Here is a 16929-nt window from a genome sequence, read left to right on the forward strand (position 1 = left end):
CCTACGAGTTGAGGTCCATCACCGGCGCACCGAGGTCCTCGTAGTCCGAGGGGGCGATGGTGGCGACAAGCGCACCGTCGGGACGGTCCAGGGTAGGACGTGCGGCGTGCACTGCGGCCGCCACGCCGAACGGGACGTTCCGGCGGTGCAGGTCGGCGATGGCGTGGGCGGCCTCGTAGTCGGTGTCCAAGGTGTGCAGTACGTCGAGGATGCCGAGGTAGTCGACGATCCCGGTTCGTTCCCGCTCTGCTTCCAGCGCGGACACGATCGGCACCCACAGCCGCACGGTGGGATCACCGGCTGCGACATGAACGAGCCCAGAGACCTGCTTGTGTCCGCCCAGGGCGAGGAGGGTGGCACTGTCCAGGATGTAGTGCTCGATGATCACGCTGCCGTGCCCCGCACTCGCGACTGGTGGGCGGCCTGCGCCTGACGCATTCGCTCACGCAGCGCACCGGCATCATCCTCGCTGACCCGATGGCCGAACTCCGAGACCAGGAATGCGTCCGTGCGCTCGGCCCGTTCCTGCAGCTGCGCGGGCGTGAGCGCAGTCGCGGCGAACTCCTCAATCAACGCCCGCATCGACATGTTGCGGGCCTCGGCCAAGGCCGCAAGCTTGTCCCGAGTCTCGGCACCGATCTTGATCGTCGTATCCATACCGCGAGTATACCGGAGTGAATACCTCGGGGCTGGTGTGCTTCGACTCTCGGCGTGCGACGGGGCCAAGCCACGATCCGTAGGAGAGGAATGAGTTCGGCAGGCGACGGTGCGCGGCCTCGAGCATGTCCACGCGAAGCACCGCGGCCACCTGCGCAATGACGAACGGCATGGCTGGTTGCGCCCTTGCTCGATCGACACGGAGAGTCCGGCCAAGTCGGCGAGCTGGGCCCGCGTCAGATGACGGGCGTGCCGCAGACGCGCTATGCGCGCACCGGTGTGGTCTTGGGAATGAGCGTGCACACTGGGCTCCGTTCCGGCTCGACGCCAGAACCGTACCTGCGGATCGGCAACCCAGGTACGTGAACCGGACCGGTGCGCACGGCAGTTGACTCCGCTCGCGCCAGTCCGCGTTGGTGCTTATGCCGTGAATTCGACGTGCTCGATGTGAAGGGTGCGGTTCGCGTCGTCGATGCGGTAGAGGAGGCGCCGGCGGCCGACGCGCAGACGGCGGTGGCTGGTCCCCCACGGAGTACTGCCCGCCGGTTTCGGATCCTCCACGAGCATGCCGCTTGCCGCGAACACCTCATCAAGCGTGTCGGGGCGTTCCTCCAGGACACGCACCGTGGCGTTGACTGCGGACGGCTCCCAGGTGACGGTCCAGCTCACCGGGCGGCACCGCGCTCAGCGGCCTGCCGGAACAGAGCGCGGGCATCGGTGTCGGCAACAGGTGCGAGCTGCGCCCCGAGCGCCCGGTCGCGTTCGAGGCGGGCCACGGCCAGGGCGTCCTCCATGTCCTCCAGCTCGGCGGGAGAAATGAGGACAGCAGCGGGCTGGCCGCGGTCGGTGAGAATCACACGTTCATGCTGGGCGGCGCGGCGGGCGAGCTCTCCGAGCTGGCCCCGCGCCTCAGTGATCGGATATGAAGCCGTCATGCATCTACAGTACACCTAGTGCACACTTATGGGGTGGCTCTGCACCGCCGGCCGCGCCCGAATCATGCACAGGCACCCTCCTGAACGGGCCGTTTTCGGGCTCCGCCGCGGGGCGCACATAGACCTTCCGGGGCTGGCGGAGCCTACAACCCGGCGGCCCGCCTCCTGGACCCCCTCATCCGTCGCCCCCTTCTCGCGGGCCAGGGAATGCCAAACACGAACCGGTGAGACCTACCGGCGGATTACTTGCGCCCCGGTGTCCCACTCGACCTTCGCAGTTTTCGCAAGGTCGCTCGGGTGGGTGGGACTGCTGGCGTTCGGCTCCTGGATGCTTGGCATGGGCCGTAGGGTGCGGCTGTGGATGAGTTGCTTGTTGCGCGGGTGCGGCTCCTTGACCAGCAGGGCCGGTCGGTGAAAGCGATCGCCAGGGCGCTGGGGATGAGTGCCGGAGACGTTGTCGGGGTACTGAATGACGCGGTCGCGGCCTGGGGGCCGGGTCGCGGCGACCCTCGATGCTGGGTGAACGCCGGCTGGAGCCGCAGTGTGGATCTTGAGAGTGCGCCGCAGTGGGCGGGCCTTGATCCCGGAGCTTCCGACGCGGAGGAGGTGCGCGGCCTAGTCGCGGTACTCGTCGCTGCGGACAGCACGCGCTCCACGAAGGCGCGGGTCGCGGGGTTCCTGCTGGACGTGTGGTGTCTGGGGGTGAAGAACGCGCTCGCCCCGGAGCCGATGAGTGAGAGTCGGCTGGCCGGGCACCGGGGGCTCTACTTCAGCGCCTACGAGGGGCATGTGCAGGTTCCGGCCGACCTCGCCCGCGCTCTGGTGTTCGGGGCCGCCGCCTACGCGCGCGGCTTCGGGTTCGAACCCGAGGCGGAGCTCGCTGAGGAGTTCACGGAGGCCGCCGCGCTGCTCGGCGAACCTGCGGACCCCAGCCCGATCGGCTTTGGCCGGGACGGCAAGCCCTTCTTCGTCAACGGCCCCTATGACGATCCCAATGCGGTGCTGCGGACGCTGCGGCGCGCGGTCGGCGACGACGGATTCCACTTCGAGGTCGCCTTTCCCGAGCAGCCGTCGCGGGGGCGTCGCTTGTTCGGGCCGCGCTGGTAGCGGTCGGTGCGCGGGAGCCGAACAGCGGTTCCCACCCGGGCGGGTGACGGGCCTGCTGTTCACGCCCGTGGGGGGCCGAAGCGATGGCAGCATCGGCGTTGTGGCGACCGCACCCGGGGAGGGGAAGCCATGCCCGCGAGTCCGATGCTGCTGGCGGTGCTGGGGAAGCTGCGCGTGTTCACCGCGCCGGGGCTAACAATGCTGCGGGATGCATAGTCGGATCTCAACGAACGTCTTCTTTCTCTGACGCTTGGGGTGCTCGTCCCGCCAGGCATCCAGGGCTTTTGCCTCCCATAGGAGGGATCGTCCGATCTTCTTAAGCTTGGGAAAGTCCGGGCTTTGGCGGTGGAGGTTGTAGAGGGTGCGCCAGGCGATTTCCAGCCGCTCGCAGGCTTCACCGCTGGTGGTAGTGCATAGTCAATGACTGGCTAGTGAGGGGGTGTTCAGGGTGAAGAAGTTCCAGCCGCAGCCGGGCTTTGTGGTGCAGGCGTTCCGTTTCGCCCTGGACCCGAATGCGACTGAGGAATCCGCGCTGCGGTCGCACTGCGGGGCTGCTCGGGCCGCGTACAACTGGGCTGTCGGCTGGGTGACGGCCTCGTGGTGGCAGCGGAAGGCGGAAGCCTCGTACGGGGTCGCCGAGGAGCAGCTGACGCCGTGGCGGCCGTGGTCGCTGCCCGCGCTGCGTAAGGAGTTCAACCAGGTCAAGCGCACCGATCCGCGCTATGCCCACTGGTGGCACGAGAACTCCAAGGAGGCGTACAGCACCGGCCTGGCCAACGCGGCTGCCGCGTTCGACAACTACACGAAGTCGAAGAACGGCCGCCGCAAGGGCGCCCGCATGGGTACGCCACGTTTCAAGTCCAAGCGCAAGGCCCGTCTTGCGTGCCGGTTCACCACCGGTAGCATCCGCGTGGCCGACGAGGGGCACGTGACGCTGCCGGTGCTCGGAACCATCCGCACCCATGAGTCCACCGTCAAGCTTGTGGCCCGCGTGCAGAGCGGAATGGCGCGCATCCTGTCCGCGACGGTGCGGCATGAGCGGGGCCGCTGGTTCGTGTCCTTCCAGATGGAGGTCAAGCTGGAGATCACCCCCGTGGCCCGTCCTGGTGTCGCAGTCGGTATCGACCTCGGGGTGAAGGTGCTCGCGGTGATGGCCGACAGTGCCGGACAGATCCGGTACGTCGACAACCCCAAGCACTACGAGGGCGAACAAAAGCGGCTGCGGCGTCTGTCCCGTCGTGTGTCGCGCCGCCAAGGGCCGGCCGTGCACGACCGGGCCACCGGCAAGACCATCCGCCGGGAACCATCGAAACGATGGGTCAAGGCGAACGCCGAACGCAACCGCGTGCACCACCGCGTGGCGAACCTGCGCGAAGACGCCCTGCACAAGCTCACCACCGCCGTGCGTGCCGAGTACGGCACCGTCGTGGTCGAAGACCTCAACGTCGCCGGCATGCTCCGCAACCGCCGTCTGGCACGGAAGATCGCCGATGCCGGATTCGCAGAGATCCGCCGTCAGCTCACCTACAAAGGCCGGCGCAACGCCTGCCCCACGGTCGTCGCCTCGCGCTGGTACCCGTCCTCGAAAACCTGCTCGTCGTGCAAGACAGTGAAAGCCAAACTGCCCCTGCACGTGCGAGTGTTCTCCTGCGACGCATGTGGCCTGGTCATCGACCGGGACGAGAACGCTGCCCGCAACCTCGCCGACCTCGCATCGGCCGGCACAACCGGTACCGGAGTGGCCGGAGACCGGGGCACGCCCAGCGTGCCGAAACCGCGTGGAGCCGACCAGAAGACCCGCGCCAGCCGGGCCAGCCGCAAAGCTGACCCGGTGCGGGCAGGTGGCGCAAACCCGCCCCACAGGCGGAAGGAACCGCGAGACCTTCAACAGGACACCACCGCCCAGCTCGGGCTGTGGTGACACCGTTAAGGACCATCTGTGCGTAAACGCACGGATTGCTGAGATCTGACTATGACCTCAGCAACGGTTCACGACGTTCACCGCGACGACGATGGAGCCTGGGGATCGTGCTGGCCCATCTGATCGTCAGAACGCTGCTGCCGCAGGGCGCGGCGATCATGGTGGCGGTCGACGACACCTTGTTCAACCGGAGCGGGAAGAACGCGTGGCAGCACGACGGCGCCGCCAGGAGCCCGAAGCCGGTCGGGCGCGGCATGTGCTGCGTGGTGGTCGGGATCGTCTGGCAGGGGTAACCGACTCCTGCCCCCTCCCCTCCCTCCCTCCTCCTCCTCCTACTGCGGCGGCCAGCCGCTGTAGGGCGCCTGCTGTCCGTACTGCGGGGGCTGCTGCTGTCCGTACTGCGGGGGCTGCTGCTGTCCGTACTGCGGGGGCTGCTGCTGTCCGTACTGCGGGGGCTGCTGCTGTCCGTACTGCGGGGGCTGCTGCTGTCCGTACTGCGGGGGCTGCTGCTGCGGTGCGCCGTGCGGGGGCTGGGCCTGGCCGCCGTACCCGGGCGCCTGCTGTGCGTACTGCTGCAGCGACTGGCCGTGCTGCGGCTGGGAGCCCGGCGGCAGGTGGAAGACCTGGCCGGGGGCGGGCTCGTGGCGTACGAAGCCCGCCGCCTGGAGGTACGCGCCGGCCTTCTTGTGGCGCAGGAAGTTGATCCATATGCCGACGCCGGCCAGGACGGCCATGCCGCACCCATAGCCGAGGGCGAGGCCTGGAGAGCTGCCCAGGAAGGTGAGCGAGCGCAGGAACGCCAGGAGGACGATCACCCCGACGACCGGCAGCCGCTTCAGCAGCGCGGCCTTGCTGCTCAGGTCGAACAGCACGCGCTTCTTGTTGAGTTCCAGCGTCTGCGGCGGGATCCCGGGCATCTGCGGCGCGTACGGCCAGCACTGCGCGGCGCGTGCCTGCGCCTGCGGGCTCGGGTCGGGGGTGAAGAGCAGTTTGATGGAGAAGATCTCCTGCCGGGCTCCGGCGTACTGATAGCCGAAGAGCTCGGCGGTGGACACCAGCGTCGCGAGCCGCTTCATCATCGACATCTTGGTCGTGAACTCGAACGGCATGCCCCTGCGCATGTGGTCGAACAACTGGACCGTCTGGCGATCTGCCATGCGTCTTCCGTCCCCCGTCTTGGCGCGCCCGGCACTGCCGCACGCCGCCGCTGTGGCAAACATTCAGGAGGGGCAGCCTAGCCAGCCGTGCTGTCCAGGCCACCCCCTCCCCTTTTGGAAGGCTGGAGTCCTACGCGCCAGGAACACCGGGTTCGTGAACGCCGCGAGCGGACCCGGCAGGCCCGGGACCACCGGCGCGTGGCGAGCCTCGGCCCGTACGTAGGCTGAGTTCAACGAGGTTCTCGCGTCGGGGCGCACTGAGGCCGAGGAGGAGCGGTGGGCCTACATCATCCTCGACCGCGAGTGGCTCGAAGAGCATCGCGTCTACTGAGGCGCCCGCCTGCTACATGCCGCGTCGATCGCGAGCGTGGGCCGCCTTCGAGTGGCCCACGCTCCCGGCCGAGCAAGATTCTTTCTCTCTGACGGTCACGTTTTGAGGGCTGGTGCTCCTTGGGGGTTCAGGTGGGCGGCGCAAGGCCGCCCGGATCCTGACGGGAGTACGCAATGGGGACCACACAGACGCAGTCTCCGCGGGACACTGCGGTGGTCTTGCTGGTGGAGTGGTACGGCTGGCTGACCGCAATCGTCTTCCCCGTGGGATGCGTGCGCGGCTGGTGGTGGGGAGGCAACTTGCAGAACCTGCCGGGCATCAGCAGCGACACCGCCCGCGAGGCCATGGACCAACGCAAGCCCTGGTCCAAAGCAACGCTCCCGTCCCGCATCTCCGAACTGCGCAACCGCCTGGGCACCGACGTGGACGGAAACCCCTTCCTGCCCCGGGAACGCACCGGCACCTACCGCCTCTCCCCCACAGCCCGCTGCGACTGGACACGCTTCACCCAGCTCGCCGAACGCGGACTCGTCAAGGGCCCAGAGGCCGGCATCGCGGACCTGGAAGCGGCACTCGACCTCGTGCGCGGCCGCCCGTTCGACGGCGCCGCCGACCTGGCCTGGGCCGCCCCCCGCATCCAGGAAATGCTCGTCCGCATCACCGACGTCGCCCACACACTCGCGACCTGGCACCGCAACGCACCACGCCCGGACCTCACCGCCGCCCGCCGCGCCGTCACGCGCGGACTCGACATCGACGACAGCGCAGAAATCCTGTACCAGGACTGGATGCTCACCGAGGACCAGGCAGGCAACCGCGCCGGGGTCAGTGCCGCATACGAAACCCTCCGCAGCGTCAACCGACGCCTCGAGATCGGGATGGAAGGCGAGACCGAGAAAGTCTTCGACACCATCATGGGCCGAACCGCGTCCTGATGCGCGGACGCGGGATCCACAACTTCCCGACGCTGAAGGCGGATCGGTGCAGGCTGATCGCACATCGGCGGTCGAGCGGGGCGTTTCGAGTCGTCCAGCCGCTGCGGGTCATCGCAGCCGGGTGACCGTCACCACCGCGTGCCGGGTCGTCCCCGCGAGAACCTCCACCACAAGGCCGCGGCCAGTCGTCGTGTATGCCTCGCCGGCCGATGTTCGTGCCCTGCGCTCTGGTCCCGTGTTGAGGCGTGCCGGCCCACGTCCGCAGGACCGGGGCCGTCAATGCCTGCGACAGGACCCGGCTCCCGTCCGGCAGCCGCACCGCCAGACGATGAGGCCGCGACACAGGGCCCACGACGTCCGCGCCGACGACGTCCGCGTCGACGGTGTCCGAGTGCCGCACCTTCTTCCTTCTCTGCACTAGCAGGGTTGAAGGGCTGTTAGGCGAGTGGGACGAAACGGTTAAGGAGGAACCGGGTCTTGCTGTCCGGTTCGATGACGGTGGACTCAACTCTGTAGCGACCAGCATCAAGATCGAGTGTGATGCCCTCCGTGAGGGTGCCCACCTCGGTGCCAAGGTAGGCGGAGTCGAAGATGACGAGAGGTCCAGTGGTCCTCATCTCTGGCCCGTCGATCCACTCCGTGGCGGCCAGCGAGTCAGTGATCAAGTCGGCGACGCCCTCCTCGGTTTCCGCGTAGCACCATCGTGCGATGACTCCGTGCTCGGGCAGGACAGTCGTGGACATCGGCTCGTCTCCGAATACGAGGGCTTCGTCGCCGCCCGCCAGCATCAAGACGGCGACCCCGTCGACGATCTCGCAGGCCCGGTCATAGTCATCGCCCTCGGTGCCAGTCCACTGCGGTAGTGCGGTCGATGGAACGGCGGCAAACGGGCCACCGTTCGTGTCATGCCAGTTCAGGGTCATTTTCGTCCTCGGGACAGCTCAGCCGTTGATCGCGTCAGCGTATGGCTCGATCAAGGTTGCGCCTTCTCACCGCCTCGGCCGTGGGCGGCCCCCGGACCGAACGTGTTCCCGAGTTGGTGCAGTTAACAGACCAGATCCGCCCGGCCCGGTACGGGGACGTGGCCCGCTTACAGACGACGCCCTCAATGCCCTGGTTGTGTCGGCAGAGACCGTGTCCCTCGCACGTCGTGTCGCTTTACACCGGGTCTGGGCCTTCGGCTCGTGTCGCGTTGCGGTGACCCACCGTGTCCCTTTTTCCTGTAGGGCTGCATGACTGAGATCACGCTCCCTGCGGAGCAGGCGCCCGGTTCAGCCTGCCAGATGCTGCAACCATTCGCGCAGCAGAGCCGCCTCCGTGGCTCGCAGAGGCAACCCGGTGCCCGCAGCCGGGGGCCCGGTAGTAAGCGCGGTTTCAAGTGCGGCATCGAGGGCGAGTGCGCGCGAGGCCAGGTCCGACCCGGATGAGGCGGGCGAGTCCGTGGTGACCGAGGCGATGACGGTGTCCCGCAGCCGCGCCGAAGTGGTCAGGTCCCGCTCCGAGGGCTCTTCGCCGATCAGCGCCAGCGTGGCGCCCGTCGTTGCCGCATGAATGACGCGGGTCGCCTGCTCCACCGGAACCCGAAGGCGCCCGGCCTCGGCCGCCCGGCCCAGCAGTCTCACCAGCAGGGCGTGCGCCTCGTCCGCGGCCGGGGGCCGACGACCGGGCTGCACAGTGCCGTACATGAGCATGTAGAACGCGGGGTGCCGCACCCCGAAGTCGACGTGCAGGTCCCAGCCGCGGTAGAGGTCGGCCACCGGGTCGTCGGGGGTCAGCGCCAGTGCCTCCCGTTTCTCGGCCAGGTACATCTCGAACCCGTAGGCGGCCAGCTCGGCCAGGAGTCCGTCCTTGTCGTCGAACATCCGGTACAGCGCGGGGGCCGTGATGCCTGCGGCGGCGGCGACAGCGCGCGTGGAGACCGCCTCGCTGCCGCCCTCTTCCAGAAGCTTGGCGGCCACCTGCAGCACCTGGCGCCGTACGGCGCGTCGTCCCTCGTTCATGGAACAACGATATCCAATTTTGCGTATCGGCGCCTTATCGGTGCTACCGTTTTAAGCGGAACAGCGATCCAAGCTGATGGTGGTCGGCGCCGCCCTGCGGCATCTGGGCATGCGCAGGACCCCGGCCGGGCCGTCGGCCCCCACGCGTGGAGCAGTGCGGCCGACCGCCGCAGCGGGCAGCTCATCGTCCGCCGGACCACCACCGAACACGCCGCCGTCGCGGCAGGAGAGGAACACCCATGTCCGATATCTCGATCGTCATCGCGTCGCATTCCGGCTACGGCCACACCGCGCAGATCGCCACGGCCGTCGCGGACGGCGCGCGCTCCCTCGCCGGGACGCACGTCCACCGCGTGGACGTCGCCTCTCTCAGCGACGCCGACTGGGAACTGCTGGACGCCGCGGACGCCATCATCTTCGGCACCCCCACCTACATGGGCACCGCGTCCGGTGCGTTCCACGCTTTCGCCGAGGCCAGCAGCAAGCGGTGGATGACCCGCGCCTGGAGCGACAAGCTCGCGGCGGGATTCACCAACTCCGGCTCCATGAGCGGCGACAAGCTGCACACCCTGCAGTACCTCTCGCTCCTGGCGGCCCAGCACGGAATGCTCTGGGTGAGCCTGAACCTTCTGCCGGGCTGGAACACCACCACCTCCAGCCCCCAGGACGACAACCGTCTCGGCTTCTACCTCGGCGCGGGCGCGCAGAGCTTCAACGACACCCCCGCGGTCCACGACGCGGACCTGAACACCGCCCGCCACCTCGGCCGGCGCGTCGCCGAGCACACCCGCATCCACCGCGCCGGACTGGCCGCCGCAGCGCACTGTCACGGCAGCTGTAGTTCCGGCGTCTGTGCTGGTCAGTGCCTCGCAGGGGCGGGTGAGGACATGAGTACGGCCACCGCGATCATGAACGTTTGTGACGACGTATCAGGACGCGGTGGCCGTGGAAGCCACGATAGCCGAGCAGGTGTGGAGCGAGACGTTCGGGAGGGCCATGGGGGCGGTCGCGGGCTGCTTCGCGCGGCGTGAGGCGCGGGCGACGGCGGCGGAGTTGGTCGTGGGGCTGCTGCTGGAGGTGGACACGCGCAACTGCTGGACGCTCGGACAGGCGCTGGGGCACCCGGGCCCGCACCGGCTGCAGCATCTGCTGTCACGCGCCCGCTTTGACCACGAACGGGCCCGGGCAGAGATCGCCCGCCTGGTGGCCGATGAACTCGCCGGGCAGGACGTGATGTTGGTGGTGGACGAGACGGGCGATGCAAAGTCCTCCACGGACTGCGTGGGGGCGGGGCGGCAGTACTCGGGTGCGATCGGCGGTGTCGGTCTGTGTCAGGTGGCGGTGCATCTGGCGGCGGTCACGGCGACAGTGAAGGTGATCATCGACCGGGTCTTGTACCTCCCGGCGGACTGGGCCGCGGACGAGGAACGCCGCGAGGTGACCGGGGTGCCGGAGGAGATCGTGTTCGCGACGAAACCGCAGCAGGCGCTGGCCATGGTCACCGACGCACTCGCCACGGGGATCGAGGCACGCTGGTTCGCGGGCGACGAGGTGTACTGCGGGCGCGAACTGCGCCGGGGTGTGCGGTCGTTGGGGATCGGCTACACGGTTGGCATCGCCGCCACGTACCAGGTCACCGACGGAGCGGGCCGCCGGTGGGAGGCCCGCAAACTGATCAACAAGGTGCGGCCCGGACAGTGGATGCGCCGGCAGACCGGACACGGCACCAAGGGCACCCGCGAGTACGACTGGGCCTGGCTCGACATCCGCCACGACGACGCTCCCGACGAGAACGAGAACCGGGCGGGGACGAGCGTTCTGGTCGCGCGTCGGCACCGCTACACCAGCGATGTGTCCTACTTCCGCTGCTGGGCTCCCGGTGACGTCTCGCTCGGCACGCTCGTGGAAGTGATCTCCCGCAGGTGGCGGATCGAGGAGACCTTCCAACTCGCCAAGGGCTTCACCGGACTCGACCAGGGTCAAGTGACCTGCTGGAACTCCTGGATGCGCTGGTCACTGTTCTCCCTGATCGCCGCCGCTGTCCTCGCCCTTACGGCCGCCACCGTCCACGAGGCCACCGAGGAGCGGCCCGAGCTTGTCCCGCTGACCTGCCCCGAACTCATCCGTCTCCTGCGGGCCCTCACACTGCCCCCACCAGTCCGCGATCGCGATCACGTCCTGTACTGGACCGCCTGGCGCCGCCACCACCAAGCCATCGCGACAGCCTGCCACCAGCAACGACACCGCCATCACGACCAGCCGTGATCAAGAACTACAGCTGCCGTGACTGACACACCGGTTCGCCAGAAATTGCCTTCCAGATTTCTTTCAGAGGAGTGCGTCATGCAGCACCGGACACTGGGAAGCCAGGGCCTTGAGGTCTCGGCGATCGGCTACGGCGCGATGGGCCTGACCATGGCCTACGGACCCACCGACGAGGAGGCCGGCGTCGCCGCCCTCCGCCGCGCCCACGACCTGGGCGTCACCTTCTTCGACACCGCCGAGATGTACGGCTGGGGCACCGGATCCAACGAGATCCTCGTCGGAAAGGCAGTCAGGGACTTCCGCGACGACGTGGTCCTGGCCACCAAGTTCGGCGTCGACATGTCGGTACCGCCCGAGCAGATCGGCGGCCCTCTCAACAGCCGGCCCGACAACATCCGCAAGGTCGCCGACAACAGCCTCCGCTACCTCGGCGTGGACCACATCGACGTCTTCTACCAGCACCGCGTCGACCCCGAGGTGCCCATCGAGGAGGTCGCAGGCACCGTCAAAGAACTGATCGACGCGGGCTGGGTGAAGTACTTCGGCCTCAGCGAGGCTGGACCCGAGACAATTCCCAAGGCGCACGCCGTGCAGCCGGTCTCCGTCCTGCAGACCGAGTACTCCCTGTTCGAACGGGACACCGAGCAGCTCTTCCCCACCCTGGACGAACTCGGCATCGGCTTCGTCGCCTACGCCCCCCTCGGCCGCGGGTTCATCACCGGCACCGCCAAGCCCGCCGGCCAGTACGAAGCCACCGACATACGCAACGCCGACCCGCGCTGGCAGCCGGGCAACTTCGAGAAGAACATCGAAGCCGTCGACCGGCTCGCCGAGCTCGCGGCGGCCAAGGATGCCAGCGTCTCCCAGCTCGCCCTGGCTTGGCTCCTGGCCCGGGGCGAGCACATCGTGCCCATCCCCGGCACCCGCAGCCCAAAGCGCATCGAGGAAAACACCGCCGCCGCCGACCTCACCCTCACCGACACCGACCTCAAGGCCATCGACGAGATCCTGCCCCAGGGGGGCTTCGGCGCCCGCTATGCCGGGGGACACGTGCCCACCTGGATCTGAGATGCGCCCCGGTACAGATGCCACTCAGGTCAGCTCCGGTGGAATCAGCGCAGGGCGGCGGGCAGGCGGCGAACGTTGCTGAGGGCCGCGGCCTGTTGCCGTAGACGCACGATCTCGTCGTGCTGTGCAGCCAGGCGCGAGAGGGCCAGTTCCTTGAACGTGGTGAGCTCGGCAATGGTCTCGTCTCGCTGAGCCAGGCGTTCCTTGAGCTCGGTGACCTTGGCCTTGAACCGTTCGATCTGCGCGGTCCGCGGGTCGATGACCTCTCCGGCCTCCTGCAGAGTACGAAGGCGCCGCTCGAACTCTTCGGCGAGGTGCTGGTAGGGGCCGGGGCGGGTCGTGCCGTCACGGTTCTTCTTCGGGTAGAACGCGGTGCGGGTCACACCGGCTTCGGCGGCCAGTGTCTTCAAGTCGTCAACCAGGACGGCGGCGCGGAACTCGCCCGGTACGACCTCTCCGAGGATGCGGCCGCCGAGACCGCGATGATCTTCGGTGAGCTCTACCGCAACGGTGCCGAGTGGAAGTTCCGTGCCGTGGGACAGGGGTACGCATCCGGCCTGTCCGGCATCGCCTCGGACTTCGGCGTCGACGTCTGACGGCCCCCGACTTCGACCTCTGAGGGCAGGGCACGTCCGTCCGGCGACACCCACAATCCCTGCCGCCTGCATGAACACCCAGTCGCATGGCGGTGGGACTCCTGCCTCGTCTCTCCTCCGCTCTCTCCCCATTCGCGCAAGACGCCCGCAGACCCGCCGTCCACTACTCCAGCTGTAAATCGTGATCAGCTGTCAGGCGTCGAAGCGGTGGCGGGCGGCCTCGATGTGCCCGAAGTAGCGGTGCGTCCAGTCGCACATTCCGTCGACGGTTGCGCGTAGGCCCTGGCCCGGCTCGGTGAGGGTGTATTCGACACGCGGCGGGACGGTGGGGTGCACGTTTCTCTCGACCAGGCCGTTGCGCTCCAGCATGCGCAGGTTCTGGGTGAGCATCTTGTGGCTGATGCCCTCGATCTCGTTCCGCAGTTCGCTGAAGCGCAGGGTGTGTTCACCGAGAGTCTCGATGATCAGGAATGCCCACTTGTTGGCAACGTCGGAGAAGATCTCTCGCGCCAATGAGTCCGCGCGCCTGAGGTCTGCTTCCTCGGATGGGCCCTTGATCTGTTTGGTCACCATCGGGTTCCCCAGTCACTGGAAAGTGCGTTCTTCCATGTCAGCGTCCACTCTCCTATGGTTCCTGAGTAACCACAAGAGACCGAAGGCGCCCTTGTTGGGCGGACACGAGCCCACAGGCGCTCAGGACAAGGAGGCAGGCAGCATGGCCGTCAACCTGGTAAACCCGAGTGGATTGCCCAAGATCGATGTCTACCGGCAGGTGTCGATCGCAACGGGGTCGAAGCTGGTCTTCATCGCCGGGCAGGTCGCCTGGGATGCCGAGGGGATCACGGTCGGCGAAGGCGACCTCGCCGCGCAGGTCGAGCAGTGCTACCTCAACATCGGCACCGCTTTGGCCGAGGCTGGCGGCTCCTTCGACGACGTGGCGAAACTGACCTTCTACGTCGTCGACTGGACCCCCGACAAGATGCCGCCGCTGCTCGAGGGGATCTCCCGGGCGGCCGCAAAGCTGGGCACCACCCCGGTCCCGCCGGCCACGCTGCTGGGCGTTGCGGCACTGGACGTTCCCGACCATCTGGTCGAGATCGAAGCCACCGCGGTCCTCGACTGAACAGATGCCCTTCGGCCGCTGAGCACCGAAGTGGCCAACTGCGGTGCTCAGTTGCCAACCAGCGTGCTCGGCACATCATGTCTGGTTCGCGGCTTGCCGGTGGTTACGAGATCTACCGCTTCGGAGGCTGGGAACTCACCTAGTCCTGTCGGCCGACGCCGGCGGGCCGAGGCCCGCCGCACGCGCGCACCAGGACGGCTGAGCGGCTGGCGGGACGACTCGGGGGCACTGGCGTGGGTATGGGTGCGGTGGTGTCGTTGGCGGCGGAGGCGTTGTTCTTGAGCGGAGACAGAAGTGACCGGCCGGCGGCCTCTCTCGTGCCCGGAGAGCCACAGAGGTCGGCCCCCGGCCGGTGGTCTGTGCTCGGAACTGCCGGGACTACATCGGGTGGATGTCCGGCTTGCCCGTACCGCCTGCCTGCTCGCTCTGCTCCTTGAGGTGACGGGCCTTGTCCTTCAGACGCTGACGCTCGGCCGGGTCGGTGGTGCGTTCCGCAGCCTGTTCCAGGTCCTGAACCTTCGCACGGATCTGCTGGGCACGACCGGACTCACCTGCAGCGCTCATGATCACTCCTTGGGTGATGGGGAAGAGCGGGCCACATCAGCGAAACAGGACCCGTCACCCCCTGCATCTCGATCAATCACCCACTGTTATCAATGCAGTTGGAAAGTCCCTCGCGGAACGGCGTGCCGGACCCTGCTCACGTTGTGGGGTGCTCTCACTCAGTGGCTCCGGTCCCACGGGATCGGATACGAGACGGTCGACGTCGGCCGGCCCCTCAGCCTGTCCCAATCCGGGAACTTCACCGGATACACGGCGGTCGACCGGGGGCGGGGCAGCCAGGCGGCACTCATAGCGAGCCAGATCGCCAGAAAAGCCACTATTATTAAAGAATGGGCAAAAAAGAGCATGAGGCCGCGCGGCGTGGCTCGCTGCTATGCCCGGTCTGCAAGAAACGCGTAGACACGGTGATCAAAGGACGCCACAAGTCCCTCGGCGTCTACGTACCGGTGTGGGGCCCAGTCCCCTGCCAAAACCCCGACTGCCGCGAGCATGCGGAGGCCCCGGTGCGCACCAGGACTCGGGACCACCCATAGACGGCCCGTCAGTCCAACACCGGACGCCCAGGGACCATGTAACCCGCCGGTAGGGATTTAGAGATTCACCGACGACGGCGGACGGCCGGGAGGGACGGCGGGGAGGAGGAGTAGCTCCCCCGGGGCTCGCCTGAATGGGGCACATCTAAGAAGCCGTATGTATACCGATCAGCGGGCTCGGGGTTCGTACAGGGATCCTGAGGGATGATGTCGGCCGATCTCGACGAGGTCGGTGGTGCCGGGCGGGTACGGTCTCGACGTTGGCGAGGGTGGCCGCGACATGGACCATGATGTGCGGTCGGCGCGTTTCGCACGCCTCGGTGACGTGGTCGCCGCGCCGGCACATGCAGCGCGCTTGATCGTGTAGCTTCCCGGCATACCGCGATGCGGTCGGGTGCCGTGGCTCCGATGGTGCGGAGGTCGGTGGCCAGGACGTCGGGCAGGTCGAGGTCGGGCCGCAGGACCGGCTCTGGTGAGCAGGCCAGGCGGTGAACGTACTCGCTGAGCTCGCCTGGGAAGGCTGTGCTGTCGCGCGAGGTGTCGCGGATGCAGTGGACCGAACCCGTCGTGCGGAACGAAATCGCACCTCGGCAGCGCAACTGCCTGTAACGCATCGGTGTCCGTGCATGGATAGCTTCGTCTTACTGCTCCTCCGCGTTGGCTCGGCGTGCTGTGCTGAAGCGTCGCTGATAGGCGGTGGGGCTGAGCGACAATTCCCTCACGAAAACTCTCCGCATACTTTCGTACTTCGGGAATCCGGCAAGGGATGCCGTCTGCGTTGCGGTATGCCCTTGGTCGAGTAGAGCTTTCGCCATGTCGAACCGGATCATCTCCACGTACCGGGCCGGCGTCGTGGACAGCTCGTCGTGGAAGAGCCGCGTGAGATGCCGAGGGCTCACATTGAGGTGCTTGGCGAGTTCGCCGAGTGAGTGGTTTCCCCCGGGATTCGCCGTGATCAAGTCGGTGATTTTGCGGAGGGCGGGAGATCGGGGCGGCGGTCCTTGCAGTGGGGCGGAGAACTGTGACTGGCCGCCCGAACGCTGCAGATAGACCACCAGGGCGCGGGCGACGTCGCGGGTTAGATCAGGGCCGTGATCCTCCTCGACGAGTGCCAGTGCCAGGTCGATGCCGGCGGTCACGCCCGCCGAGGTGTAGGTGGTGCCGTCACGGACGTAGATCGCGTCGGGTTCGACGCGGCTGGCCCGGCAGCGGGCGGCGAGCTCGTGCGCGACCTTCCAGTGGGTGGTCGCGCGCTTGCCGTCCAGGAGGCCGGCGGCGCCGAGGATGAATGCTCCGGTGCAGATGGACGCGACCCGGCCGGCCCGGCCCGCCAGCGTTCGCGTGGCCTCGATCAGATAACGGGGGACCGGTGTGCGCGGGTAGAGGTCTGCGCCGGCCACCAGGAACGTGTCGGGAGCAGGCTCCGTGGCGGCGGCGTCGACCGCGATCCGGATCCCGATGGACGAGGTGACATCGGCACCGGTCGGTGACACCAGCGCGATCGTGTAGTCGGCACCGAGCCGGTTCGCTTCCCCGAACACCTCCGCGGGGCCGACGACGTCCAGGAGTTTGACCCCGTCGTAGACGAGGATCGCAACCCGATGCGTGGCGGAGCCCACAACCCCGCTGCCCGCCTGTCCGGATTCGGGTGACTCATGGCCGGACCGAGGGAGCGCCGGACGCCGGGTGGTTGGCAGTGTGGAAGACGGACGCACCGTCCATTCGTAACACACCGAT

Annotated in this window: 18 protein-coding genes and 2 pseudogenes; 9 read left to right on the forward strand and 11 right to left on the reverse strand. The window is 67.7% G+C overall.

Features of this window, described 5'->3' with window-relative positions; translation table 11 throughout:
• Window position 1: 1 nt before the first annotated feature.
• From OG456_RS45625 to OG456_RS45640, 4 genes are all read right to left on the reverse strand, one after another.
• Window positions 2-388: a hypothetical protein gene (locus OG456_RS45625; RefSeq protein ID WP_266571026.1), complete on the reverse strand. Its 387-nt coding sequence runs from the start codon at window positions 386-388 to the stop codon at window positions 2-4.
• Window positions 385-657 carry a hypothetical protein gene (locus tag OG456_RS45630; RefSeq protein WP_199842141.1) on the reverse strand — a complete coding sequence of 91 codons (273 nt, stop codon included), beginning with the start codon at window positions 655-657 and terminating at the stop codon, window positions 385-387. Before OG456_RS45630 ends, OG456_RS45625 begins: the two co-directional genes overlap by 4 nt.
• A gap of 420 nt (window positions 658-1077) precedes the next feature.
• On the reverse strand, window positions 1078-1326 hold the full coding sequence (locus OG456_RS45635; protein WP_266571027.1) for a type II toxin-antitoxin system RelE/ParE family toxin: 249 nt from the start codon (window positions 1324-1326) through the stop codon (window positions 1078-1080).
• Entirely contained in the window at window positions 1323-1592 is a 270-nt protein-coding gene (locus OG456_RS45640; protein ID WP_266571028.1) for a type II toxin-antitoxin system Phd/YefM family antitoxin, read from the reverse strand. Before OG456_RS45640 ends, OG456_RS45635 begins: the two co-directional genes overlap by 4 nt.
• Window positions 1593-1949: 357 nt before the next feature.
• Between OG456_RS45640 and OG456_RS45645 the strand changes: the two genes are divergently transcribed.
• From OG456_RS45645 to OG456_RS45655, 3 genes are all read left to right on the forward strand, one after another.
• On the forward strand, window positions 1950-2699 hold the full coding sequence (locus tag OG456_RS45645) for a hypothetical protein (RefSeq protein WP_266571029.1): 750 nt from the start codon (window positions 1950-1952) through the stop codon (window positions 2697-2699).
• A gap of 448 nt (window positions 2700-3147) precedes the next feature.
• Window positions 3148-4620 carry an IS607 family element RNA-guided endonuclease TnpB gene (gene tnpB, locus OG456_RS45650; protein ID WP_266571030.1) on the forward strand — a complete coding sequence of 491 codons (1473 nt, stop codon included), beginning with the start codon at window positions 3148-3150 and terminating at the stop codon, window positions 4618-4620.
• A gap of 107 nt (window positions 4621-4727) precedes the next feature.
• On the forward strand, window positions 4728-4913 hold the full coding sequence (locus tag OG456_RS45655) for a hypothetical protein (protein WP_266571031.1): 186 nt from the start codon (window positions 4728-4730) through the stop codon (window positions 4911-4913).
• A gap of 39 nt (window positions 4914-4952) precedes the next feature.
• Here OG456_RS45655 and OG456_RS45660 read toward each other — a convergent pair whose 3' ends face one another.
• A complete protein-coding gene (locus OG456_RS45660; RefSeq protein WP_266571033.1) occupies window positions 4953-5777 on the reverse strand; it encodes a hypothetical protein in 825 nt (274 codons plus the stop codon).
• A 504-nt stretch (window positions 5778-6281) separates the two neighbouring features.
• Here OG456_RS45660 and OG456_RS45665 point away from each other — a divergent pair.
• Window positions 6282-7043 (forward strand): bacterial transcriptional activator domain-containing protein, encoded by a 762-nt coding sequence (locus tag OG456_RS45665; protein ID WP_266571034.1) that lies wholly within the window; start codon window positions 6282-6284, stop codon window positions 7041-7043.
• Between the two features lie 437 nt (window positions 7044-7480).
• Here the strand turns inward: OG456_RS45665 and OG456_RS45670 are convergent, their stop codons facing one another.
• Together OG456_RS45670 and OG456_RS45675 are read right to left on the reverse strand one after the other, a co-directional pair.
• Window positions 7481-7966: an Imm21 family immunity protein gene (locus tag OG456_RS45670; protein WP_266571036.1), complete on the reverse strand. Its 486-nt coding sequence runs from the start codon at window positions 7964-7966 to the stop codon at window positions 7481-7483.
• A 348-nt stretch (window positions 7967-8314) separates the two neighbouring features.
• Window positions 8315-9043, reverse strand: a complete 729-nt coding sequence (locus OG456_RS45675) for a TetR/AcrR family transcriptional regulator (RefSeq protein WP_266571037.1) — start codon at window positions 9041-9043, stop codon at window positions 8315-8317.
• Window positions 9044-9282: 239 nt separating this feature from the next.
• Here OG456_RS45675 and OG456_RS45680 point away from each other — a divergent pair.
• From OG456_RS45680 to OG456_RS45690, 3 genes and pseudogenes are all read left to right on the forward strand, one after another.
• A pseudogene (locus OG456_RS45680) lies at window positions 9283-9858 on the forward strand (flavodoxin family protein); the annotation flags it as partial.
• A gap of 103 nt (window positions 9859-9961) precedes the next feature.
• The gene (locus tag OG456_RS45685; RefSeq protein WP_266571038.1) at window positions 9962-11308 is read left to right on the forward strand and encodes an IS701 family transposase; all 1347 of its coding nucleotides are present in this window, start codon (window positions 9962-9964) and stop codon (window positions 11306-11308) included.
• A gap of 78 nt (window positions 11309-11386) precedes the next feature.
• The gene (locus OG456_RS45690; RefSeq protein ID WP_266571039.1) at window positions 11387-12376 is read left to right on the forward strand and encodes an aldo/keto reductase; all 990 of its coding nucleotides are present in this window, start codon (window positions 11387-11389) and stop codon (window positions 12374-12376) included.
• Between the two features lie 44 nt (window positions 12377-12420).
• Here the strand turns inward: OG456_RS45690 and OG456_RS45695 are convergent, their stop codons facing one another.
• Window positions 12421-12786, reverse strand: coding sequence for a hypothetical protein (locus OG456_RS45695; protein ID WP_323136465.1), 366 nt, complete (start codon window positions 12784-12786; stop codon window positions 12421-12423).
• On the opposite strand from OG456_RS45695, the pseudogene OG456_RS45700 reads away from it, so the two are divergent.
• Window positions 12781-12972 (forward strand): annotated as a pseudogene (locus tag OG456_RS45700) (TerD family protein); the annotation flags it as partial. The gene OG456_RS45695 and the pseudogene OG456_RS45700 sit on opposite strands and share 6 nt — an antisense overlap.
• Window positions 12973-13164: 192 nt before the next feature.
• On the opposite strand, the gene OG456_RS45705 reads toward OG456_RS45700, so the two are convergent.
• On the reverse strand, window positions 13165-13545 hold the full coding sequence (locus OG456_RS45705) for a helix-turn-helix domain-containing protein (protein ID WP_266571040.1): 381 nt from the start codon (window positions 13543-13545) through the stop codon (window positions 13165-13167).
• Window positions 13546-13687: 142 nt separating this feature from the next.
• Between OG456_RS45705 and OG456_RS45710 the strand changes: the two genes are divergently transcribed.
• Window positions 13688-14095, forward strand: coding sequence for a RidA family protein (locus OG456_RS45710; protein ID WP_266571041.1), 408 nt, complete (start codon window positions 13688-13690; stop codon window positions 14093-14095).
• A 378-nt stretch (window positions 14096-14473) separates the two neighbouring features.
• Here the strand turns inward: OG456_RS45710 and OG456_RS45715 are convergent, their stop codons facing one another.
• Window positions 14474-14659 carry a DUF6381 family protein gene (locus tag OG456_RS45715; protein ID WP_266571042.1) on the reverse strand — a complete coding sequence of 62 codons (186 nt, stop codon included), beginning with the start codon at window positions 14657-14659 and terminating at the stop codon, window positions 14474-14476.
• Between the two features lie 1174 nt (window positions 14660-15833).
• Window positions 15834-16811, reverse strand: coding sequence for a GlxA family transcriptional regulator (locus tag OG456_RS45720; protein WP_266571043.1), 978 nt, complete (start codon window positions 16809-16811; stop codon window positions 15834-15836).
• Between the last annotated feature and the right edge of the window lie 118 nt (window positions 16812-16929).

Origin of the sequence: Streptomyces sp. NBC_01446 (genome assembly GCF_026340095.1) — a bacterium.
Lineage (GTDB): Bacteria > Actinomycetota > Actinomycetes > Streptomycetales > Streptomycetaceae > Streptomyces > Streptomyces aureus.

Coding starts and splice junctions, on each gene's coding strand:
- OG456_RS45630 (WP_199842141.1), bottom strand. CDS start 657: ATGGATACGACGATCAAGATCGGTGCCGAGACTCGGGACAAGCTTGCG.
- OG456_RS45640 (WP_266571028.1), bottom strand. CDS start 1,592: ATGACGGCTTCATATCCGATCACTGAGGCGCGGGGCCAGCTCGGAGAG.
- OG456_RS45660 (WP_266571033.1), bottom strand. CDS start 5,777: ATGGCAGATCGCCAGACGGTCCAGTTGTTCGACCACATGCGCAGGGGC.
- OG456_RS45665 (WP_266571034.1), top strand. CDS start 6,282: ATGGGGACCACACAGACGCAGTCTCCGCGGGACACTGCGGTGGTCTTG.
- OG456_RS45670 (WP_266571036.1), bottom strand. CDS start 7,966: ATGACCCTGAACTGGCATGACACGAACGGTGGCCCGTTTGCCGCCGTT.
- OG456_RS45675 (WP_266571037.1), bottom strand. CDS start 9,043: ATGAACGAGGGACGACGCGCCGTACGGCGCCAGGTGCTGCAGGTGGCC.
- OG456_RS45690 (WP_266571039.1), top strand. CDS start 11,387: ATGCAGCACCGGACACTGGGAAGCCAGGGCCTTGAGGTCTCGGCGATC.
- OG456_RS45705 (WP_266571040.1), bottom strand. CDS start 13,545: ATGGTGACCAAACAGATCAAGGGCCCATCCGAGGAAGCAGACCTCAGG.
- OG456_RS45710 (WP_266571041.1), top strand. CDS start 13,688: ATGGCCGTCAACCTGGTAAACCCGAGTGGATTGCCCAAGATCGATGTC.
- OG456_RS45715 (WP_266571042.1), bottom strand. CDS start 14,659: ATGAGCGCTGCAGGTGAGTCCGGTCGTGCCCAGCAGATCCGTGCGAAG.